This window comes from Haliscomenobacter sp. (assembly GCF_965225875.1).
Lineage (GTDB): Bacteria > Bacteroidota > Bacteroidia > Chitinophagales > Saprospiraceae > Haliscomenobacter.
In genome coordinates this window covers 4,284,869-4,302,415 of record NZ_CBDDBS010000002.1, presented here as the reverse complement: position 1 = coordinate 4,302,415, position 17,547 = coordinate 4,284,869, and the positions used below count along the sequence as shown (strand labels likewise).

Sequence of the window (17,547 nt, the reverse complement as noted above, 5' to 3'; positions counted from 1 at the left end):
TTATGATCCCGGGCTTTTTAGCCCACGAATGAATCCGTGGGTCCTACGGTTGTCCGTAGGTAGTAGTTCAGACTGCTGCTAGATGAAGGAGGAAAATGTGAAGTAAAACCTAGATTGTTATAATTCAAACCCTAATTGAGGATTCAAATATACAACTCCAGATGACACAATTCCTCCTTTTGTGGGCTTTTTTTTAAAAAGATTAAACAAATAGCCCTTTTAGGTTACGAACTTTTTCCAAAAAGTTGAATGTTTTGGAATAGTTCTTTGAAACAGAAAAATAGGGGGTCTGAATAGCTCCAAATTGCCGCCGGATGGCTTCCACATTTTTTATCATGCTTCCTTCAAAATCCAGGGTGTTGATTCCCAATTCATTGTGAAGAAACTGAATGGCTTCCCAGATGAGCAAGATACCTGCTCCATGTTGGCGAAATTGGGGATCGTCTCCCGCCAAATGGTAATAAGCAACCTGATCATCCCATATCACATAAGACGCACTATGTAGCTGACCTCGTTGGTCTACCGCAAAAAAAAGTTTGCGTCGTTGCTGTAGATTCAAGGCCGCGTCATGGCGTAGAAATTGTGCTAAGGTGTACGGAATCGGTATGTTTTGCCGATCAAAACTCTTTTTATTGACAAGGTAAAATCGTTCTGGGTCGTCCCAGTGTTCTATTTTTATTTGCTCACTCGCTTTTTTAATGTTGCGCCGCATGTTTCGATTGACGTCATCCAGTACTTTTTGCAAATCACTGACATCAAGCAAATAGGTATAACGGGTAGTTTGGTGGAAAGTTTGCCAATACAAGGGCAACCAATTGGTAATGTTATAATGAAAATCTTGCTTTATACTTGCTACTGGGGGAATCTGGGCCAAAAGTTTGGTTAAAATCTGGTGTTGTTCACTTGTACTTGGGTTACCAGGTAGGTAAGGCCCCATAAATTTAACAAAATTTGGCATCGTGACATATTTGAAGCCCATTTTTTGCTTCATAAAATAGGTCCAAATGCCTTTGACCTTACCCCCCTCTTCCAACATTGCCACGCCCCATTCACCTTCCTGACACACTGCATCGAGGTACCAATCCTGGAAAAAGATGGGCAATCCGGGCTCAGACTGGCAAAATTGCTGGTATTGGGCTTTCATGCTTTTACCCTTATAATCATCACTCCATCGCGTAGAGGCAGTAGTAAGTTTTCCACCCTCGGATCAGCCTGAATTTTTTCATTGAATTGGTGGATCAATAAGGTGTCCTTGTCTTTTTTTTCCAAAGCTACCTTCCCATCCCATAAAACATTATCCACCAAAATGACCCCACCAGGGTTCATTTTTTCAATCACCAAATCGTAATGCAGGCTATAATCTTGTTTACCTCCATCAATCATCGCCAAATCAAAATGGCAATCCAAATCGGGAATTACTACTTCCGCACGGCCCGTATGCAGTTGAATCCGTTCGCTCAGCCCAGCTTTGGCAACATATTTTTGGAAAATGTAGGCCAATTCCCGATTGGGTTCAATTGTGTGCAGTATGCCATCCGCAGGCAAACCTTCGGCGATACAGATCGATCCATATCCGGTAAATGTGCCAATTTCAAGGGCGAATTTAGGTTTGACCCACAAACTGATGAAGCGCAACAACTGACCTTGCAGCGGCCCGGTCATCATTTGTGGGGCCAGGGTTTTGAGATGGGTCTCGCGGTCCAACTCGTGCAACACTTCAGAAGGAGCGGTGCTATGCTGGATGCAATATTGGTAGATGTTGCGAAGCGGACGTTGCATAAAAGAATAAGTTGAGAAGGTTGAGGGAGGTTGAGAAGGTTGAGGCTACCGCAGCGACATAGACGCTGGCGATTCTAAACCTTCTCAACTTTCCTCAACCTTCCTAAACTTTTAAAAAAACAAAGTTCTAAAAGTTTTTTGTACTTTTCTTCACCACCAAATAGAACTTGATTCGTTATGAAAAAATCAATCGGCTTTGGCCTGATGCTGAGCCTCTTATTCCCACTTGGCTTATGGAGCCAATACACCACGCGGTTTGAAAGCAGCAATGGCACCCAAACTCCTACTTATGAGGAAGGCATCGCCTGGTACCAGAAAATTGCCGCCGATTTTAAAGAAATTGACATTCAAAGCAAAGGCCTGACCGACAGTGGGCATCCTCTACATTTGGTGTTGTACTCCAAAAATCGCAAATTCGATATCCCAAAACTTAAAGCCCAGGGCAAGGCGATTTTTTTCATCAACAACGCTATTCATCCTGGTGAGCCTGATGGAGTGGATGCCTCGATGATGCTCTTGCGCGATTTGGCACTGCACCCCGAGCGTTACCCCATGCTGGACAGTGTGGTGGTTGCCATCATCCCCTTTTACAACATTGGTGGGGCACTCAACCGCAGTGCCACCAGTCGGGTAAGCCAGAATGGCCCCGAAGAACAGGGCTTTCGGGGGAATGCCCGCAATTTCGACCTCAATCGCGACTTCATCAAAGCCGATACCCGCAACGCCCATAGTTTTGCAGCCATTTTCCAGGAACTGGATCCTGATCTCTTCATCGACACCCACGTGAGCAATGGGGCGGACTATCAGTATACCATGACCTTTTGTTATGCCCAAGAGGAAAAACTGGGCGGTGTGCTGGGACCTTTTCACAAAGGGACTTTCCTGCCCTTTTTGTACGAGCACATGAAAACTTCCGGTTTTGAGGCCACTCCTTATGTGAATGCTTTTGGGCAAACGCCCGACAAGGGTTTCAGCCAATTTCCTGATTGGCCCCGCTACTCTACGGGCTACGCGGCACTGTTTCACACCATCGGCATGATGACCGAAACCCATATGCTCAAACCCTATGCCCAACGGGTGAAATCAACTTATGCACTGTTGGATGGAGTCTTGAAGTTTTTGGGGAAACATCGGGCCCAACTCCTGGCACTGCGTAAGGCTACCAAAGAAAGTGTAAAAACCCAAAGTGAATTTCCCTTGACCTGGAAGCTCAACCGGGAGAAGTTTTCCGAGATTGAATTCAAAGGTTACGAACCCGAATACCCCCTCAGCGAAGTGAGCGGCCTGAAACGTTTGTACTACAACCGCAGCAAACCATTGAATAAAATTGTCCCCTTTTACGACCACTATGAGGTCGACCTAAAAGCCAACAAACCCGCTGCCTACATCATCCCGCAAGGTTGGCACAACGTCATTGAACGGCTCAAGGTGAGTGGGGTACAAATGCGTCAGTTGACTCAAGATAGCACCATCGAACTGGACGTGTACATCATTGATGCCTACAAAAGTGCACCTAACCCCTACGAAGGGCATCACCAAAACACCAGCGTAGATTTGCATACCGAACGCCACAAAGTGGCCTTGCGCAAAGGAGATTATTTCATCCCGCTCAATCAGTGGCGCAATCGTTTTATTGTGGAAGTGCTCGAGCCTCAAGGGGTGGATTCGTATTTCCGCTGGAACTTCTTTGATACGATTTTGCAGGAAAAAGGGGGCTATTCGGCTTATGTGTTTGAAGACCTGGCGGCAGAGTTGCTGCAAAAAGACCCTACACTAAAAAAGAAATTGGAAGAAAAAAAGGCAAGTGACAAGGCTTTCGCGGAAAATGCTTCGGCCCAGCTGGATTTTGTTTACAAAAACTCGAAGTATTGGGAGAAGGAGTACATGCGGTATCCGGTGTATCGGGTGAGGTAATTTCGGATTCCGGGATTTCGGATTTCGGTTGGTGCATTACTTTGACAAATAACGGCAACCAAAAATTTAGTTTCAGGTATGAAAAACTAAAATTGGATTGACCAGATACTTTTGAAGCAATGCACCAACCGAAATCCGAAATCCCGAAATCTCTACTCTGCCATCTGCGCCAGCACCACACCCGGATTCATAGCCGCAGCCGGATTATGCGCTGCGGTAAAAGCAGGTGCAGCTGCCAAACGTTCCCGATTTTCACGCAGTTGCTCGATGGCTTGATTGAAATAAGCGAAAGGGCTGCGCACTTTTTGTTCTTTGGCCACATCGAAGCCGTGCAAATTGCGGGCATCCGCTACGATACGCTTCAAATCTGCCCCTGAACAATCGTAAGTCAATTCGGCCAGATGGCTCAATTCTTTTGCTTTGAGTTGCAACACACTATCGGCGATCAAGGCTTTCAACATCGCCTCTCGAGCAGGGGCATTCGGCAATTTCATTTCCAGCCACAACTCTACCCGACCACTGCGGATCAAGGCAGGTGGTAAACTCCCGATATTCATGGCCGTAAACATCACCGTCACCTGAGCGTTGGATCGGGATTCCAGACCATCCAGCATAGTGAGCAAATAGCGGTACAAACCAAACTCATCCTGGTTTTCAAACAAGACATCACAGTCGTCGATGAATAGGATACTCGGTGCGTTGTGCTTGGCGGCCTCAAAGATTTGGTGCACCTTGTTGTAGAACTGATCGGTACCACTGATGACGGTGCCATCCAGCAAAAAGAATTTGCTGTGCAGTCGGTGCGCCAAGGCTCGACCAATTGAAGTTTTACCTGTTCCGGGAGGGCCGTAGAGCAAAACCCCTCGTTTGGCACGGATACCCAGCTCCTTCGCCAGGTCGTCGCGTTCCATCGGCACAATGATGTCAATTTCGAGTTGGCGAACCACTTCTTCCACTCCATAGAGGTCCGAAAAGTCCATAGGGTCAACCTCGCTAGTGTCTACGTTGCTGTGCAGGGCGTAGGTTTCCAGGAATTGAATCAGTGCAGCGGTGTCAAAATGGGCGCCTTCAGGCATCAACTGGCAGGCGTAGGCCATTTGAGTGGCATTCAAGTGGGGTGCAAATACAAAAACACGCTCAAAATCGACATCTTTTAAACGCCCTTTACTCAAGGTATTGAACAAAAAGGCCTGGTCTTCAGCATTGAACTCCAGCAAATTGATTTTTTGGATCGGGTTCTGAAGCGGCTCTGGGTAATAGCCTTGGTCGCTACTCAATACCAATCGTTTGCCACTTTGTTCCAGCCAACGCAGGATGCCGTCCAACACGGCAATGAGTACCCCTGGCCGCGCCTTACCGTAACAACTTTCCAGCATGTTGTGAACTTGATGGAAATCGTCAACAATCACCAGATCATGCGCTTTCAAAGCCTTGTGCAAAGTAGCCGCAATACCTTCTTCCAATGCCAGGGGGTGGAAGGATTGGATTTCGTCAAAAAAATCGGCGAGGCGTAAAAAGTGCCCACCTGTTTCGAAGGCCAGGCGTTGGAGCATAAATGTACGGCCATGGCCGCGGGTTACTCCAAGTCCACAAAGGGAGTGTTGTTGAAGTTGTTGGAGTAAACGTTGATAAACTTCGTTTTGTGAAGGGCTTAGTGGAGGTAGGTTTACCGTATGGTTCAAAATTAAGGGGTGCAGCGTTTGCATCGGTTTTGGTTTTGTTTGGGGTGGTAACCGTGGGAGTTGGGAAAAGATTCCCGGAAAGTATTTTTTATTTTTGGGGATAATCAATAAAGTGGAACTAAACTCGGCAGGGCAACTGTTCCCACGGAGTTCCATCAACCTTTAACCCATTCACCATGAAAACCCGAAAAGAAATCATCAACGATTACAAACAGACCAAGTCCAAAATTGGCGTCTTCCAAATCCGCAACAAGAGCAACGATAAGATATTTGTGGAAAGTAGCCTTGATCTGATTGCCATCTGGAATCGGCTCCGCTTTCAGTTGAATATGGGTTCACATCCTAATCTTGAACTACAAAAGGATTGGAAAGCCTTGGGTGAAGAGAATTTCACCTACGAAATCCTAAGCGAAATCCAGCAGGATGATGCAGTTCAAATGGACTACCGCAAAGAAATCAAAAAATTAGAGGCGATGTTTATCGAGGAGTTGCAGCCTTTTGGGGAGAGGGGGTACCACAAAAACAAGGGGTGATCGGATTTTATCCCCATTTTTTTACCTAGTCAAAAAACTCGAACACATATCGCTCGTCATATTCTACTTCAAATTTGCGGAGCAATTCCAGGTACTCTGCTCGGAAGGATTTCTTTTGGTGGTGTACTTCTTGGTTTTCAATGTATTTGGCAACGGTTGAAACTTGCGACTGACTGTATGAAAATGCACCATATCCTTTTTGCCAATCAAATTTATAACGAGACAATTGATTGGTTTTGATAAAATCATTGGAGCTCGTCTTAATGTGCTCCATTAAATCTGGTAGCAACTTTGTGTGATTGTATCCTATCAAGAGGTGAATATGATCGGGCATAGAGTTGATACACATCATTTTATGCCCTTGTTTCTGAACGATTCCCGTAATGTAGGCGTGAAGTTGGCCTTGCCAGGATTTTTGGATGAGAGCATCTCGGTTTTTGACCGCAAAAACGATTTGAAAATAGAGTTGGGTGTACGTGTTGGCCATACAGCGTGAGTTGATCAGTGTTCCGGTGCGCTGCACCTTCATTTAACATCTGTGCCTTGCTTCTAGTGACGTTTCGCGGCTCTGCCGCTAGTCGGTAGCCTAGAATGAATCAAATATATCAAAAATTTAGTTCGCGTACCATCAAAATTGGATTAGTCCCTGTTTTTCAGGGTTTCGAGAAGTCAAAGCATCGAATCCTGTTCTATCCTTCAGACAAAACGAGCAACTATAAGGCTCCGACCTAGCGGCATTAGCCGCGAAACGTCACTAGAAGGGAAGGTAATGTGGTACTTGGAGGTGCAGCGCACCGGAACAATTCCCCCTTTCCTCCCCCCTACTCCACAACCTGCAACTTCGCAAATTTCAACATGATCCGTTTCTCCTTTTCATCATCTGCAGCTTCAAAGAAGATGGTCGCAATCCGGTTGTCCTTGCCCCCGTCGATATTCAGCACTTTGCCTTCGCCAAATTTGAGGTGAAGCACCTTGCTCCCCACTTTGATTTGTTCGCTAGGGCTGGGTTTGAACAGGGCTGGATCAATTTTTGGAGCTGCATTGGCACTTGATGGGCGCGGCTTGAATGCGCCACTCACCCCTGAGGTACCCGCCGGTTTGCTGGGTGCAGGCTCATAATCGGAGGAGAATCCACTACGCAACGCCGAAGTACTCTCCAGGTGATCCCGGGGAATTTCCTCGATGAAGCGACTCATCTCATTGTATTGCATCTGGCCGAATTTGTAGCGGCTCATCGCAAAGGTGAGGGTCAGGAATTGTTCGGCACGAGTAATTGCCACATAAAAAAGGCGGCGTTCTTCATCCAGGCCATCCGGCGTATCCATCGACATGAAGGAGGGAAAGAGTTTTTCCTCCAAGCCAACCACAAAAACCGACTTGAACTCCAAGCCCTTGGCAGAGTGCACCGACATCAGGGTCACATAATCCCCGGTTTGTTTGGACTCATCGTCCATATCGGTCAGCAGGGCAATGTTTTGCAGGTAGGCACCCAGAGATTTGTTTTGCTGTTCACCAGCAGTTTCAAATTCGTCGTCTTCCACAAAGGATTTGATACCATCGAGCAGGGCGTTAAGGTTTTCCAGGCGTCCCAGGCCTTCTACCGTTTTGTCCTGGTTGTATTCTTCAATCAGTTTGGATTGTTTGGCAATGTGCATAGCCGCTTCGTAGGCGTTGAGCGTTTCTGCCTTTTGCCCACTATCTTGCACAATTTTGATGAACTCCTGGATGGACTTTTGGGTACGCGTAGCTGCATCTACGTGCAAGAGCACCTCCCACATGGTCAGGTTTTGTTGGCCCGCCATTTCGCTCACCTTGTCCACCGTACTATCACCAATACCCCGTTTGGGGAAATTGATCACCCGACGCAAAGCCTCTTCATCACGTGGGTTGATGGCCAGGCGCAGGTAAGCGATCAGGTCTTTGACTTCCTTGCGCTGGTAAAAAGACAGGCCACCAAATACCCGGTACGGAATGTTATAACGGCGCAAGTATTCTTCCATGACCCGGCTTTGGGCATTGGTGCGGTACAAGACGGCAATGTCCGAGTTGCTCAGGTGAAAGCGGTTGCGCTGTTCCACGATGGTGTCCCCAACCCGTTTGCCCTCTTCGGCGTCACTCATGGTTTTGATGACCTTGATCTTTTGCCCGGTCCCTTTACTCGACCAGATTTTTTTCTGAATCTGGCGTTTGTTGAAGCGGATTACTTCGTTGGCAGCTTGTACGATGTGCTCCGTAGAGCGGTAGTTTTCTTCCAGTTTAAAGACCTTGATCCCGTAGGGATTGAAGTCTTTTTCAAAATCGAGGATGTTCTGGATGGTTGCCCCACGGAAGGCGTAGATACTTTGCGCATCGTCGCCCACCACACAGATGTTGCGTGGGCTCCCTTCAAAGTGTACCAACTTGCGGATGATGCCGTATTGCAGGGTATTGGTGTCCTGAAACTCGTCCACCATCAAGTATTTAAAACGTTTGCGGTACTTTTCCAGCACCTCCGGGTTCTTTTGCCACAACTCGTAAAGGCGGTACAAGAGGTCGTCGAAGTCCATTGCCCCGGCCCGTTTGCAACGTTCGCCGTATTTGAGGTAAATTTCGCTGATGTAAGGCATTTTAGCCTGCCGATCCTGCATTTTTAATTCCTCATTTTCGGCGTACAAGCGAGGCGTGATCAGGCTGCTTTTGGCCGAAGAGATGCGGCTGCGGATAGTATTGACGTTGTATACGGTTTTGTCCAGGTTCATCTCCTTGATGATGGCCCCCAGTACACTTTTGGTATCTTCGGTATCGTAAATGGTGAAATTGGGGGAATACCCGATTTTGTCGGCCTCTACCCGCAGAATGCGGGCAAAAATGGAGTGAAAGGTTCCCGACCAAACATTGCGTGCCTTATCCCCTACTACCTTTTCAATCCGTTCCTGCATTTCTTTGGCCGCCTTGTTGGTAAAGGTAAGCGACAAAATTTCCCAGGGGGCCACTCCTTTTTCAATGAGGTGGGCAATGCGAAAAGTCAACACGCGGGTTTTGCCCGAGCCAGGGCCGGCTACGACCAGCACCGGGCCATCGGTATTTTCTACGGCTTGACGTTGAACAGGATTGAGTTGATCGAGATAAGCAGACATAATGAAAGTTTGAGTGTGAAAGTGTGTTCTGTGAGTGTGTTGAAGCCACAGACTCAGATTTCATCAACTTTCTCCAATGCGCTCCAATACTCCACCGCCCGCCGGGTATGTGGGATACAGATGGAACCACCAACCAGATTGGCGATGGCAAAAACTTCAAAAACCTCTTCGCGCGAAACGCCCAGGTCAAAACATTTGCCCAGGTGGTATCGAATACAATCATCGCAGCGCAGTACCATAGAGGCGATAAGACCCAGCAGCTCTTTGGTCTTTTTGTCCAAAGCACCATCCTGATAGGCATTGCTATCAAGGTTAAAGAAGCGTTTGAGCACCAGGTTATCTTGAGCCAAAATCTCTTCGTTCATTTTGGCACGGTAGTCATTGAATTCGGTTACGATCGACATGATTGAGGAATTGGTAGGGGGCAAAAATACAATTCTATAGGTAGGAAAGAAATGGAGGGAAAACAAAAAAAAACGGGAGGTGAAAAAACCTCCCGCTGAAAATCCTCGTTAAGAAACCCTTCACAAAAAAATTCTTTCTGTTGTTTAGTTCTTTTCGTTATCCCTGTCCGAAACGCTGATTAGCATCCCAAAACTGGGCTCTAATCGGCGTCTTCGAGCAGAAACTATGATTTGTTACGCGAAACTAGTTGAAAACCAAAAAACTACTGGAATAAGACCCTCCAGACTCCGATTGACTCGGAATGGAGTTATGTTTGACTTTATTGTCTTCAGTTGACTTAGCTGGGTTAGTTGTGTTAGGTGCGATCCGCAATTCTTGTACATGGCTGATCACATTGGCACCACAGGTATCGTTGATCGTCCATGTTCTGAGGATGCGGTGCTGTTCGGCATCGATCTTATCCTCAAAAGTAACCTGCATACCATTGAAGGTTCCGGCAAGTACCATCTGATCTTCAGTGGTTTTAGCATTGCCATCGGCATCCAAAATTGGATAACCTGTGTATTCCGGTTGAACGCTTTTGCTCACTTGTGTATTGCGAGGAAAACGGATATCGCCCAAATTGGGCTTTTCTACGGAGATGTATTGGCTGGCTACTACCTGGCGTGCTTCATTCACCCACTCGCGGGTAATCAGATAGGCCAGGTCAGAAAGGAAAGAAAACTCTTGTACGATTATTGATTTGCTTGCCGTTGGATTGATTTGCAAATGCAATTCATCGCCAGCGCGCATGAATACGGATACTTTACCTGTTTCTGCTGCAATTGGCCGTGCGTTGACAAAAACAGCAAGTGCGGTGGGGTTAGAAAGGGAGCCCCCTAAGTCGTTCCAGTTGAAAGTAACATACCCGCTGCTGGGCATCTTTACTGTGAAGCGCGGAGCCCGGCGGTCAGCCACAACAACCGGATAATTATTGGTCCCTTCAACCAATAATTGACCGGGAGCTCCGGTGACATCTACCCCACCGGCACTTTTTATATTTGAGTCCATCCAACGAGATGGATCAAAATAACCTACAAAATCATTGGCATTACAACCGAGGTCGTAGCGTTTATCCTGTACCAGTAGTGCCGTATTTTCCGAGATCGCCTTAAGGGCAAGTGGCGATGGAATGGCACGCAGATCTAGCTCTCCCGTGCAAACTACTGAAACATAATCAGTACTTGCCTGATGAGAAAGTTGACTAATGACCTGTTGTGGACTAGATGATTTTTTTTCTACCACAGCAGAAAGGCTTGCTTGCAAGTCTTGTTGGCTGTAGAGAAAGTTACTTTGTAGGGCAATCATGAATGCACTACAAAACAACCAAGTGATCCTGATTATAGTACCATTGCACATGTGGACAAAACTTTAAGGGTAGACACGATGAATTAGACGAACATCGGGCAGGATGGTCACCTGTGGCTACACTACATTTTGACCTTTGGGCATGATAAAGTCAGGGAAGTATGGATAGAACGCAATGGAGATAGAAGTCGAATTTTTGTAATCGGTTGTCATGGGAAAATGTTTTGGGATCAAAATCTAGTCCTCAACTGGACTTTTGCATTTGTTGTTGAACAAAGATAGGGGTTAAACCCGTAGCCTAGTGCATTTTTGTCACAGAAATTTCACATTTTTTTTCGGCTAATGGATTTAAGCTTCATTTTCTTATGAACAAACAGGAGAATAACGAGTTTAGCTGTAAAAAATTATGCAGATCAAAAGAAAGGAGTGGCAACAATTTATTCCGCAACCGGTAGAAGCCATCTGGGATTTTTTCTCCAGGCCTGAAAATCTCAAGAAGCTGACCCCTGCAAAGGTGGGTATTACGATGTTGACCGACCTGAGTGGCCAACAAATGTACCCAGGCATGCTCATCCCTTACTACATCAGTCCTTTGTTAGCAATCCGCATGAAATGGACAACGGAAATCACCCACATTGACCCTATGCATTACTTCATTGATGTACAGCAGGAGGGGCCATATGCTTTTTGGCATCACCAACATCATTTTACGCCTCAAAACGGAGGAACTTTGATGCACGATATCTTACATTATAAGGTGCCCTACGGGCCTATTGGCACGATTGCCGACTTACTGATGGTAAACAATATGGTGGACGAAATTTTCACCTATCGAGCGAAGGCAATCGAGGATTTTTTTAACCAGCATTAAAACTCCAGCAACAACTCAGTTTTTTGAGATCAAGTGATTATACCAGGCACAAAGATTTTCAAAAGTCCCTTCTTCGATCAATGTACGTAATGTTTTACTGCTTGCAGAAGGAGCCAAAACGAATTCTTGAATCCGAGTTTGTTCAAAACGTCGGTATGCCCGGATAGCTGCTTCCCGATCACCATTAAGGGCCAGCGCCAAAATCAATCTTTGCTGAATTGCTTCCAGACAAGGATCCAAATCAACTCCCCGGCGACAATAATAAATGGCTTGTGAATAACCATTTCTTTGCAAATAATAATCAGCCAGGTGCAGGATGATGCCTTGCAATTTCTCCTGTATATCCAAACGTTGTCGATCGATCCACTCGGAGTGCTCAATGCCTTCCAGGAGCAGCCCCTGATGGAGCTCTACTATTTTTTTACAAATCTGGATACTGATTTCCGGCTGATCTTGCTGGGTTTTTAATTCAGCCAGCAAATTATGGTATTCATGAACATCTATTTGAATTGAATCCGGCACACTCAGGAAATACGCATTGACCCGGGAATCATATACCAACCAGTCTGCAATACTTTGCTCTTTGCTATTTGCTCTCCGCAAACGATGAATAAGTACATTGAGTCGGTTCCGTGCAGACTCCGCGTCGATACCTGGCCAAAGTGCAGCACAGAGTTTTTCCCGTTTAATCGGTTTGGGATAGTTAAACAACAAATATCCCAGCAGCTCCCGTTCTCTTTGAGTATGAGGGCACAACTGGAATTGGTCTTGGCGAATACTCAATTCTCCCAGTAAAGTAATTTGGTAAGTGGTCAGGTCCTTTTTTGGGGGCTGGCCTAAAAAACCGCCTTTTTGTACCTGTAATGGAGGGTAAAACAAGGTATTGAATCGATTTTTTAACGACTCCAGCAAATTTTTTTTAGGAATACACTGCCTGATCGCGGACTGTAGTTCTTCCTTGGATTTTGGCCAAATGAGAACTTTGTTTGCTCCACTTTGATAAGCTTGTTGCAACAATGCTGAAGATGGTTGATTCAGCACAGCTAAGGTTGGGATTTTGCCCGTGACGGGCGTCTGAGCAAGATAAGTCATGGAATCCTCGTCTACTACCAGGATGAGCGTTTGTGATAGTTTAGAAATTTTACTGATGGTGTCTGTATCAGTCAGAGGAACCGAGCAACAGGCGAATTGATCGGACAACATGGCCTGGATTTGGGACTGCACGGCAGGGATCTGCCCTGTGATGACAATCAAATTTGAAGTAGACATTGGAGTTAGTTTTACAAAAAACCGGAAATTGTGTATTTTTAACTGGATTTAAATCAAAACCTCGGTTGAGCGTATACTTTTACCATAAACAGGGTACAAGTTATTTCTTTTGGCCTTATAAGTCAAGCACGTAACCTTCAAAACAAATCAAATATGCTCAACATTGAATTCTCAGCAAAGGAAGATGCACATACCTGCGAGGTGTCTGTTGAAGTTCCATGGATCGTATTTACTTGCCCGCAATGCCAGAATTACCGCCGCAAGATGCATCAGGAAACGGGTGAAATGGTAGTTGAAAACCCCGGAGATCCACAAATTAAACACCAGGGTATGTACATCAACCCTCTGATTCTGGAAGCCGGTCATTCACTTTCTTAACAGTTTCAAATCACTTGAATAAGTTGGTTTGCCGTAAATCTTGCAGCTCCATTGATAGGGTTATCTCCAGCGGCAAGAGCACTAAATTTTAAGTCATAAATACCTGGTTTTAGCTGATCTTCCGACAAGAAGACCTCGAGCTGGCCATTCAAGATTTGCTTACGCCGGATGTTATGACTATATGCACTCCTCTCCAGCGACTTAAAATGGACGTTGTACTCGGCCCATTGTGCTACAGAATCAGTAGCAAAACGTAGAGAGATAGCCTGAGACGACTCAAAAACATTGCTTTTTAGTCCATTTTGCCATATTTCCAATTTTCCAGTCGGTAGTTCTTTGATGGGTGATTCAGTTTCAAAGGTGGGCTCATTAACTTGATTCTGTAGAGGAAGTGTAACTATTGGCACTGTTTCAGCTTCTGTTTCAACCTTGGCTATCGTTTCGTTAAAGTCTTGTTTACGCCAGTTTTTAGGCAGATTACGGCGGATAAAATCCAGTAAAACCTCACTATCTAAATCGTCTATCAAGGTTGCTTGTTCCTCTGAGCCGATTTTTTTCAATCGCCCAATGAAGGAGCTTTCTTTTTCATCAACAGGGTAAAACTCCAATGTAAAGGAAACTTTGGGCTCATCATCCAAAGGATCAGCGGTAAGTGGCAAAAATTGAGGGGAAACAACTTGAACTGCATCAGGCAAAGCCACCGACAAGGAGGAACGAGGGCTGCTTTTTTTTCGTTTTGTAGTAGCCATAACTTTAAGGTTTAGTCGTACAAAAAAGAAAACATGGTACTTCACCAAGTATGGCGCATGTTTCTGCGTTACCAAGTGATAGATACCATGTTTTCAAGCACCTGGATCAATTAGCCTTTATAGAACTGTACCATTCCAAGGTCGATGAATCCGGTAGCCAAAATAGTGCTGGAGCTGTTTGGTCGCATACACAGCCGAGCCACCAGGCGATAAACGCCTTCAGGTACATCACCAGGGTTCAAATTAATGGTTCCAGAAAACGTATTGGACAGTGCATTTACACCCGGAATGGTGATGGAAGGCAGGGTGGCAGGGTTATCGTCTGGTCCAAATTGTTCCATCAGAATATCACAATCCCATTTTACAGCAGCACCAAAAAACTTAAAAAAGATCCCACTTGCTGTAAATTTGAATTTCACTTGCCATTTTTGGTCCACCTGAATACTGGCTGGATTAGGGCTGGTGATTACAGGATCGGGATAAACTCCGGTAGGCAATTCGAAATACTGAACATCTCCAGAAACAGAACTGGACAAAAAACCAATTGCATTTTCGATTGTAAGTGGCATGGTGTTAAGTTTTATCCATACCTGCTGTTTGGAGTTCAGGTGGTTTACCAGCAGGTTGGGGGTTATTGTTTTAGCCTGAACTCACTGCAAAAATGGGTCTTACCCAATTACATTACCGCTTACTTTCCCTTTTTTATCGCTTACATTTTTACTGTAAATCATTTTCAACAAAATACTTCTGCTTGCTCTATGCTTTTTTTAGCTTTGATCCAATAAAAAAAGAAAATGGAACCCATCATTCAAATTGACAACCTGAGCAAATTTTTTGGCAAAAAACAGGTGCTCCACGATATCAGTCTCCACATCCAGCCAGGTCAGGTAATTGGCTACATCGGCCCCAATGGTGCAGGTAAATCGACTACGGTGCGCATTCTGGCCGGATTGGATGATAACTTCAAAGGCAGTGTAAAAATCAAAGGGATTGATGTCAAGGAAAACCCCCTGGCCGTAAAACGGATCATTGGTTACATTCCCGAGCTGGCTGACTTATACGATGTGCTTACCCCGTTGGAATTCTTACTCTTGGTGGGTCGCTTGCACGATATGGACGATGCCCAAATCGAAGAACGTGCTAGTCGTATGCTCGATTTTCTGGGGCTCAAAGACCAATTGCACGAGCGGATGGACACCTTTTCCAAGGGCATGCGCCAAAAAGTGCTGCTGGTTTCGGGTTTGTTGCACAATCCGGAAATTATTTTTATGGATGAGCCACTCAGCGGCTTGGATGCCAATGCAGTAATTCTGGTCAAAGAAATCATTTTGCGTCTGGTAGAGCAGGGCAAAACGATTATCTACTGCTCACACAATATGGATACGGTCGAAAAAATCTCCGACCGCATCATCCTGATTGCTGAAGGTAAAGTAGTCGCCGATGGCAATTTCCAGGAACTCAAACGCAACGAAGGCGATACCCTGGAAAAACTCTTTTCCCAATTGACTGGCCAAACCAATTTTGACCAATTGGCCGAAGGATTTACCCAAACTTTTAATCCCTAAACCCCATGAATAAAATCCTGTTACGCCTTCTCCGCCTCTTCGATGGCATTTGGCGGCGCATCGACGTCAATCCAGATCACCTGCATACCATTTTGGAAGTCAAATTAAAAATGGACGGGCGGCGCAAAACGGCTTTTAACTACCAACGTTCTGCTCAAAAGAAAGAAGTCAAAGGTCAGGACATCCTGGTGATGGTGATGATGGCATTTATGGGCCTGGCGTTTACTTTTATATTGGTGTTTTTCGAACATAGTTCCAGTGGTTTGTTCCTCTATCTAAGTTTTTGGATGGCTATATTGGCACTCACCTTGATCAGCGACTTTACCGATGTGCTCATTGACGTACGCGACAATTACATCTTGTTGCCCCGCCCGGTAGGTGGGAAAACCCTGGCAGTGTCCCGCATCCTACACGTCTTTTTTTACCTGATCAAGCTGGTGATTCCCTTTAGTATTTCGGGACTGATTGGCGTGGGGATTAAATTTGGCCCTTTGGCGGTAATCTTATTGGCCTTTTTGATTTTGATGAGTGTGTTGATGACCATCTTTTTTGTCAACTTGCTTTATCTGGTCATGCTCAATTTATTGTCGCCACGCAAATTCAAAGAAATCATCAACTACTTCCAAATCATTTTTTACGCAGTGGTTTTCCTCGGGTATCAAATTTTGCCCCGTTTGATAGATTTTCAGGTGATGGGGGGCAATAATCTGTTTAAAAAAATATACCTCTGGCCCTTGCCTTCGATGTGGTTAGCAAGTATCTGGGATGTCTTGTTTTACCGGCCAGCACAGCCCATGATTTACATGATGGCGGTGATTGGTTTGCTCACCCCTTTTCTGGCGATTTATTTGGTGAGCACGGTTTTGAGCCGCAATTTCAGTCAAAAAATGTTTTCGATTGGGGAAGGAGGCAGTGGTGGAGAAAGCTCCCCTCAACACAAAGCCGAACAACATCAACAGGCTCGATTCAGCTGGGCCAGGCGCTCGGCACAATGGTTTTGCGGCAATAAACACGAGCTCGCCATCTATGAACTCACCTGGGAATTGACGAGCCGCAGCCGCGATTTTAAACTCAAGTTTTACCCCAACCTCATCATGTTACCGGTTTATTTTTTGCTCATTTTTGTTTTCCCGGCAACCCGTGATTCCGACAATGCGCTGCAAGAGATGCAACAGGGCAGCATGTACCTTTTTGGCTTTTATTTCTCGATGATTATCCTGATTTCCGGATTGAGCATGTTGCAGTTTTCTGAAAAGTATAAAGCAAGTTGGTTTTATCGAACTGTCCCCCTGGAACAACCAGGTCTGGTGCTGACTGGCTCCTTCAAGGCGATTATTGTTAAGTTTTATTTACCCGTCTACGGCTTGATTACCATCGGCTCCGGCCTCTTTTTCGGCTGGCACATTTTAGATGATGCACTACTGGCTTTTTTTGGCATCCTCACCTCTGTTACTGGCGTGGCGATCCTGACGCACTATATATTGCCTTTCACCAAATCCTGGGATGAGGCAAGTCGGGGTGGAAACATCGGCTTTACTTTCCTGACAATGATCCTGGCGGGATTCTTTGGCTTTTTCCATTATTTGATTTCGGGTTTCAATTGGGCGGTTTGGGGGCTTATCCCGATTTGTGCCTTATTGGCGGTACTCGCGATGCGACAGTATGGTAAGACAGGCTGGCGCTACATTATTTGGGAGTAAAAGACCCTGTTCTGACCGAGCAAGCTTCTGTTCAGAAAGTCTAACAAAAAAGGGGCCAGGCACCATTCAGCCTAGCCCCATCCCATCGCTAAAACACGTTTCATTTGGTTTTTTGAGGTAGAATATCAAAAGTCTCGGGTAACAAACTTCATATGTGCTTGTCTAACGATGGTTTTGAACGGAAAATGATGTGGAAATTTTAATTTTGGAAAAACTCAGGGGAAACCCTAAGCAGGGGC

At 45.6% G+C, this 17,547-nt stretch carries 16 protein-coding genes; 6 read left to right on the top strand and 10 right to left on the bottom strand.

Features of this window, described 5'->3' with window-relative positions; genetic code table 11:
• Positions 1–202: 202 nt before the first annotated feature.
• Both ACO08K_RS19510 and ACO08K_RS19505 read right to left on the bottom strand, forming a co-directional pair.
• Entirely contained in the window at positions 203–1,144 is a 942-nt protein-coding gene (locus ACO08K_RS19510) for a GNAT family N-acetyltransferase (RefSeq protein WP_421798096.1), read from the bottom strand.
• A complete protein-coding gene (locus tag ACO08K_RS19505) occupies positions 1,141–1,779 on the bottom strand; it encodes an O-methyltransferase (protein ID WP_421798095.1) in 639 nt (212 codons plus the stop codon). Before ACO08K_RS19505 ends, ACO08K_RS19510 begins: the two co-directional genes overlap by 4 nt.
• 177 nt (positions 1,780–1,956) lie before the next feature.
• Here ACO08K_RS19505 and ACO08K_RS19500 point away from each other — a divergent pair, with 177 nt between their 5' ends.
• Positions 1,957–3,693 carry a M14 family metallopeptidase gene (locus tag ACO08K_RS19500; RefSeq protein ID WP_421798094.1) on the top strand — a complete coding sequence of 579 codons (1,737 nt, stop codon included), beginning with the start codon at positions 1,957–1,959 and terminating at the stop codon, positions 3,691–3,693.
• Between the two features lie 152 nt (positions 3,694–3,845).
• Here the strand turns inward: ACO08K_RS19500 and ACO08K_RS19495 are convergent, their stop codons facing one another.
• Positions 3,846–5,399, bottom strand: a complete 1,554-nt coding sequence (locus ACO08K_RS19495; protein WP_421798093.1) for an AAA family ATPase — start codon at positions 5,397–5,399, stop codon at positions 3,846–3,848.
• Positions 5,400–5,551: 152 nt separating this feature from the next.
• Here ACO08K_RS19495 and ACO08K_RS19490 point away from each other — a divergent pair, with 152 nt between their 5' ends.
• Positions 5,552–5,908, top strand: a complete 357-nt coding sequence (locus ACO08K_RS19490; protein WP_421798092.1) for a GIY-YIG nuclease family protein — start codon at positions 5,552–5,554, stop codon at positions 5,906–5,908.
• Between the two features lie 25 nt (positions 5,909–5,933).
• On the opposite strand, the gene tnpA is transcribed toward ACO08K_RS19490, so the two are convergent.
• The 4 genes from tnpA to ACO08K_RS19470 form a co-directional block, all read right to left on the bottom strand.
• A complete protein-coding gene (gene tnpA / locus ACO08K_RS19485; protein ID WP_421798091.1) occupies positions 5,934–6,395 on the bottom strand; it encodes an IS200/IS605 family transposase in 462 nt (153 codons plus the stop codon).
• Between the two features lie 334 nt (positions 6,396–6,729).
• Entirely contained in the window at positions 6,730–9,024 is a 2,295-nt protein-coding gene (locus ACO08K_RS19480; protein WP_421798090.1) for an ATP-dependent helicase, read from the bottom strand.
• 53 nt (positions 9,025–9,077) lie between these two features.
• Positions 9,078–9,428, bottom strand: coding sequence for a carboxymuconolactone decarboxylase family protein (locus ACO08K_RS19475; RefSeq protein ID WP_421798089.1), 351 nt, complete (start codon positions 9,426–9,428; stop codon positions 9,078–9,080).
• A gap of 244 nt (positions 9,429–9,672) precedes the next feature.
• A complete protein-coding gene (locus ACO08K_RS19470) occupies positions 9,673–10,776 on the bottom strand; it encodes a hypothetical protein (protein WP_421798088.1) in 1,104 nt (367 codons plus the stop codon).
• Between the two features lie 406 nt (positions 10,777–11,182).
• Here ACO08K_RS19470 and ACO08K_RS19465 point away from each other — a divergent pair, with 406 nt between their 5' ends.
• Positions 11,183–11,647, top strand: coding sequence for an SRPBCC family protein (locus ACO08K_RS19465; RefSeq protein ID WP_421798087.1), 465 nt, complete (start codon positions 11,183–11,185; stop codon positions 11,645–11,647).
• A gap of 15 nt (positions 11,648–11,662) precedes the next feature.
• On the opposite strand, the gene ACO08K_RS19460 is transcribed toward ACO08K_RS19465, so the two are convergent.
• Entirely contained in the window at positions 11,663–12,916 is a 1,254-nt protein-coding gene (locus ACO08K_RS19460; RefSeq protein ID WP_421798086.1) for an AfsR/SARP family transcriptional regulator, read from the bottom strand.
• Between the two features lie 153 nt (positions 12,917–13,069).
• Between ACO08K_RS19460 and ACO08K_RS19455 the strand changes: the two genes are divergently transcribed.
• Entirely contained in the window at positions 13,070–13,294 is a 225-nt protein-coding gene (locus ACO08K_RS19455) for a hypothetical protein (RefSeq protein WP_421798085.1), read from the top strand.
• Between the two features lie 5 nt (positions 13,295–13,299).
• Here the strand turns inward: ACO08K_RS19455 and ACO08K_RS19450 are convergent, their stop codons facing one another.
• Together ACO08K_RS19450 and ACO08K_RS19445 are read right to left on the bottom strand one after the other, a co-directional pair.
• On the bottom strand, positions 13,300–14,043 hold the full coding sequence (locus ACO08K_RS19450) for a hypothetical protein (RefSeq protein ID WP_421798084.1): 744 nt from the start codon (positions 14,041–14,043) through the stop codon (positions 13,300–13,302).
• A 110-nt stretch (positions 14,044–14,153) separates the two neighbouring features.
• Positions 14,154–14,612, bottom strand: a complete 459-nt coding sequence (locus ACO08K_RS19445) for a hypothetical protein (protein WP_421798083.1) — start codon at positions 14,610–14,612, stop codon at positions 14,154–14,156.
• 225 nt (positions 14,613–14,837) lie between these two features.
• Between ACO08K_RS19445 and ACO08K_RS19440 the strand changes: the two genes are divergently transcribed.
• Entirely contained in the window at positions 14,838–15,608 is a 771-nt protein-coding gene (locus tag ACO08K_RS19440; RefSeq protein ID WP_421798082.1) for an ABC transporter ATP-binding protein, read from the top strand.
• 5 nt (positions 15,609–15,613) lie between these two features.
• Entirely contained in the window at positions 15,614–17,308 is a 1,695-nt protein-coding gene (locus ACO08K_RS19435) for a hypothetical protein (RefSeq protein WP_421798081.1), read from the top strand.
• Positions 17,309–17,547: the final 239 nt, after the last annotated feature.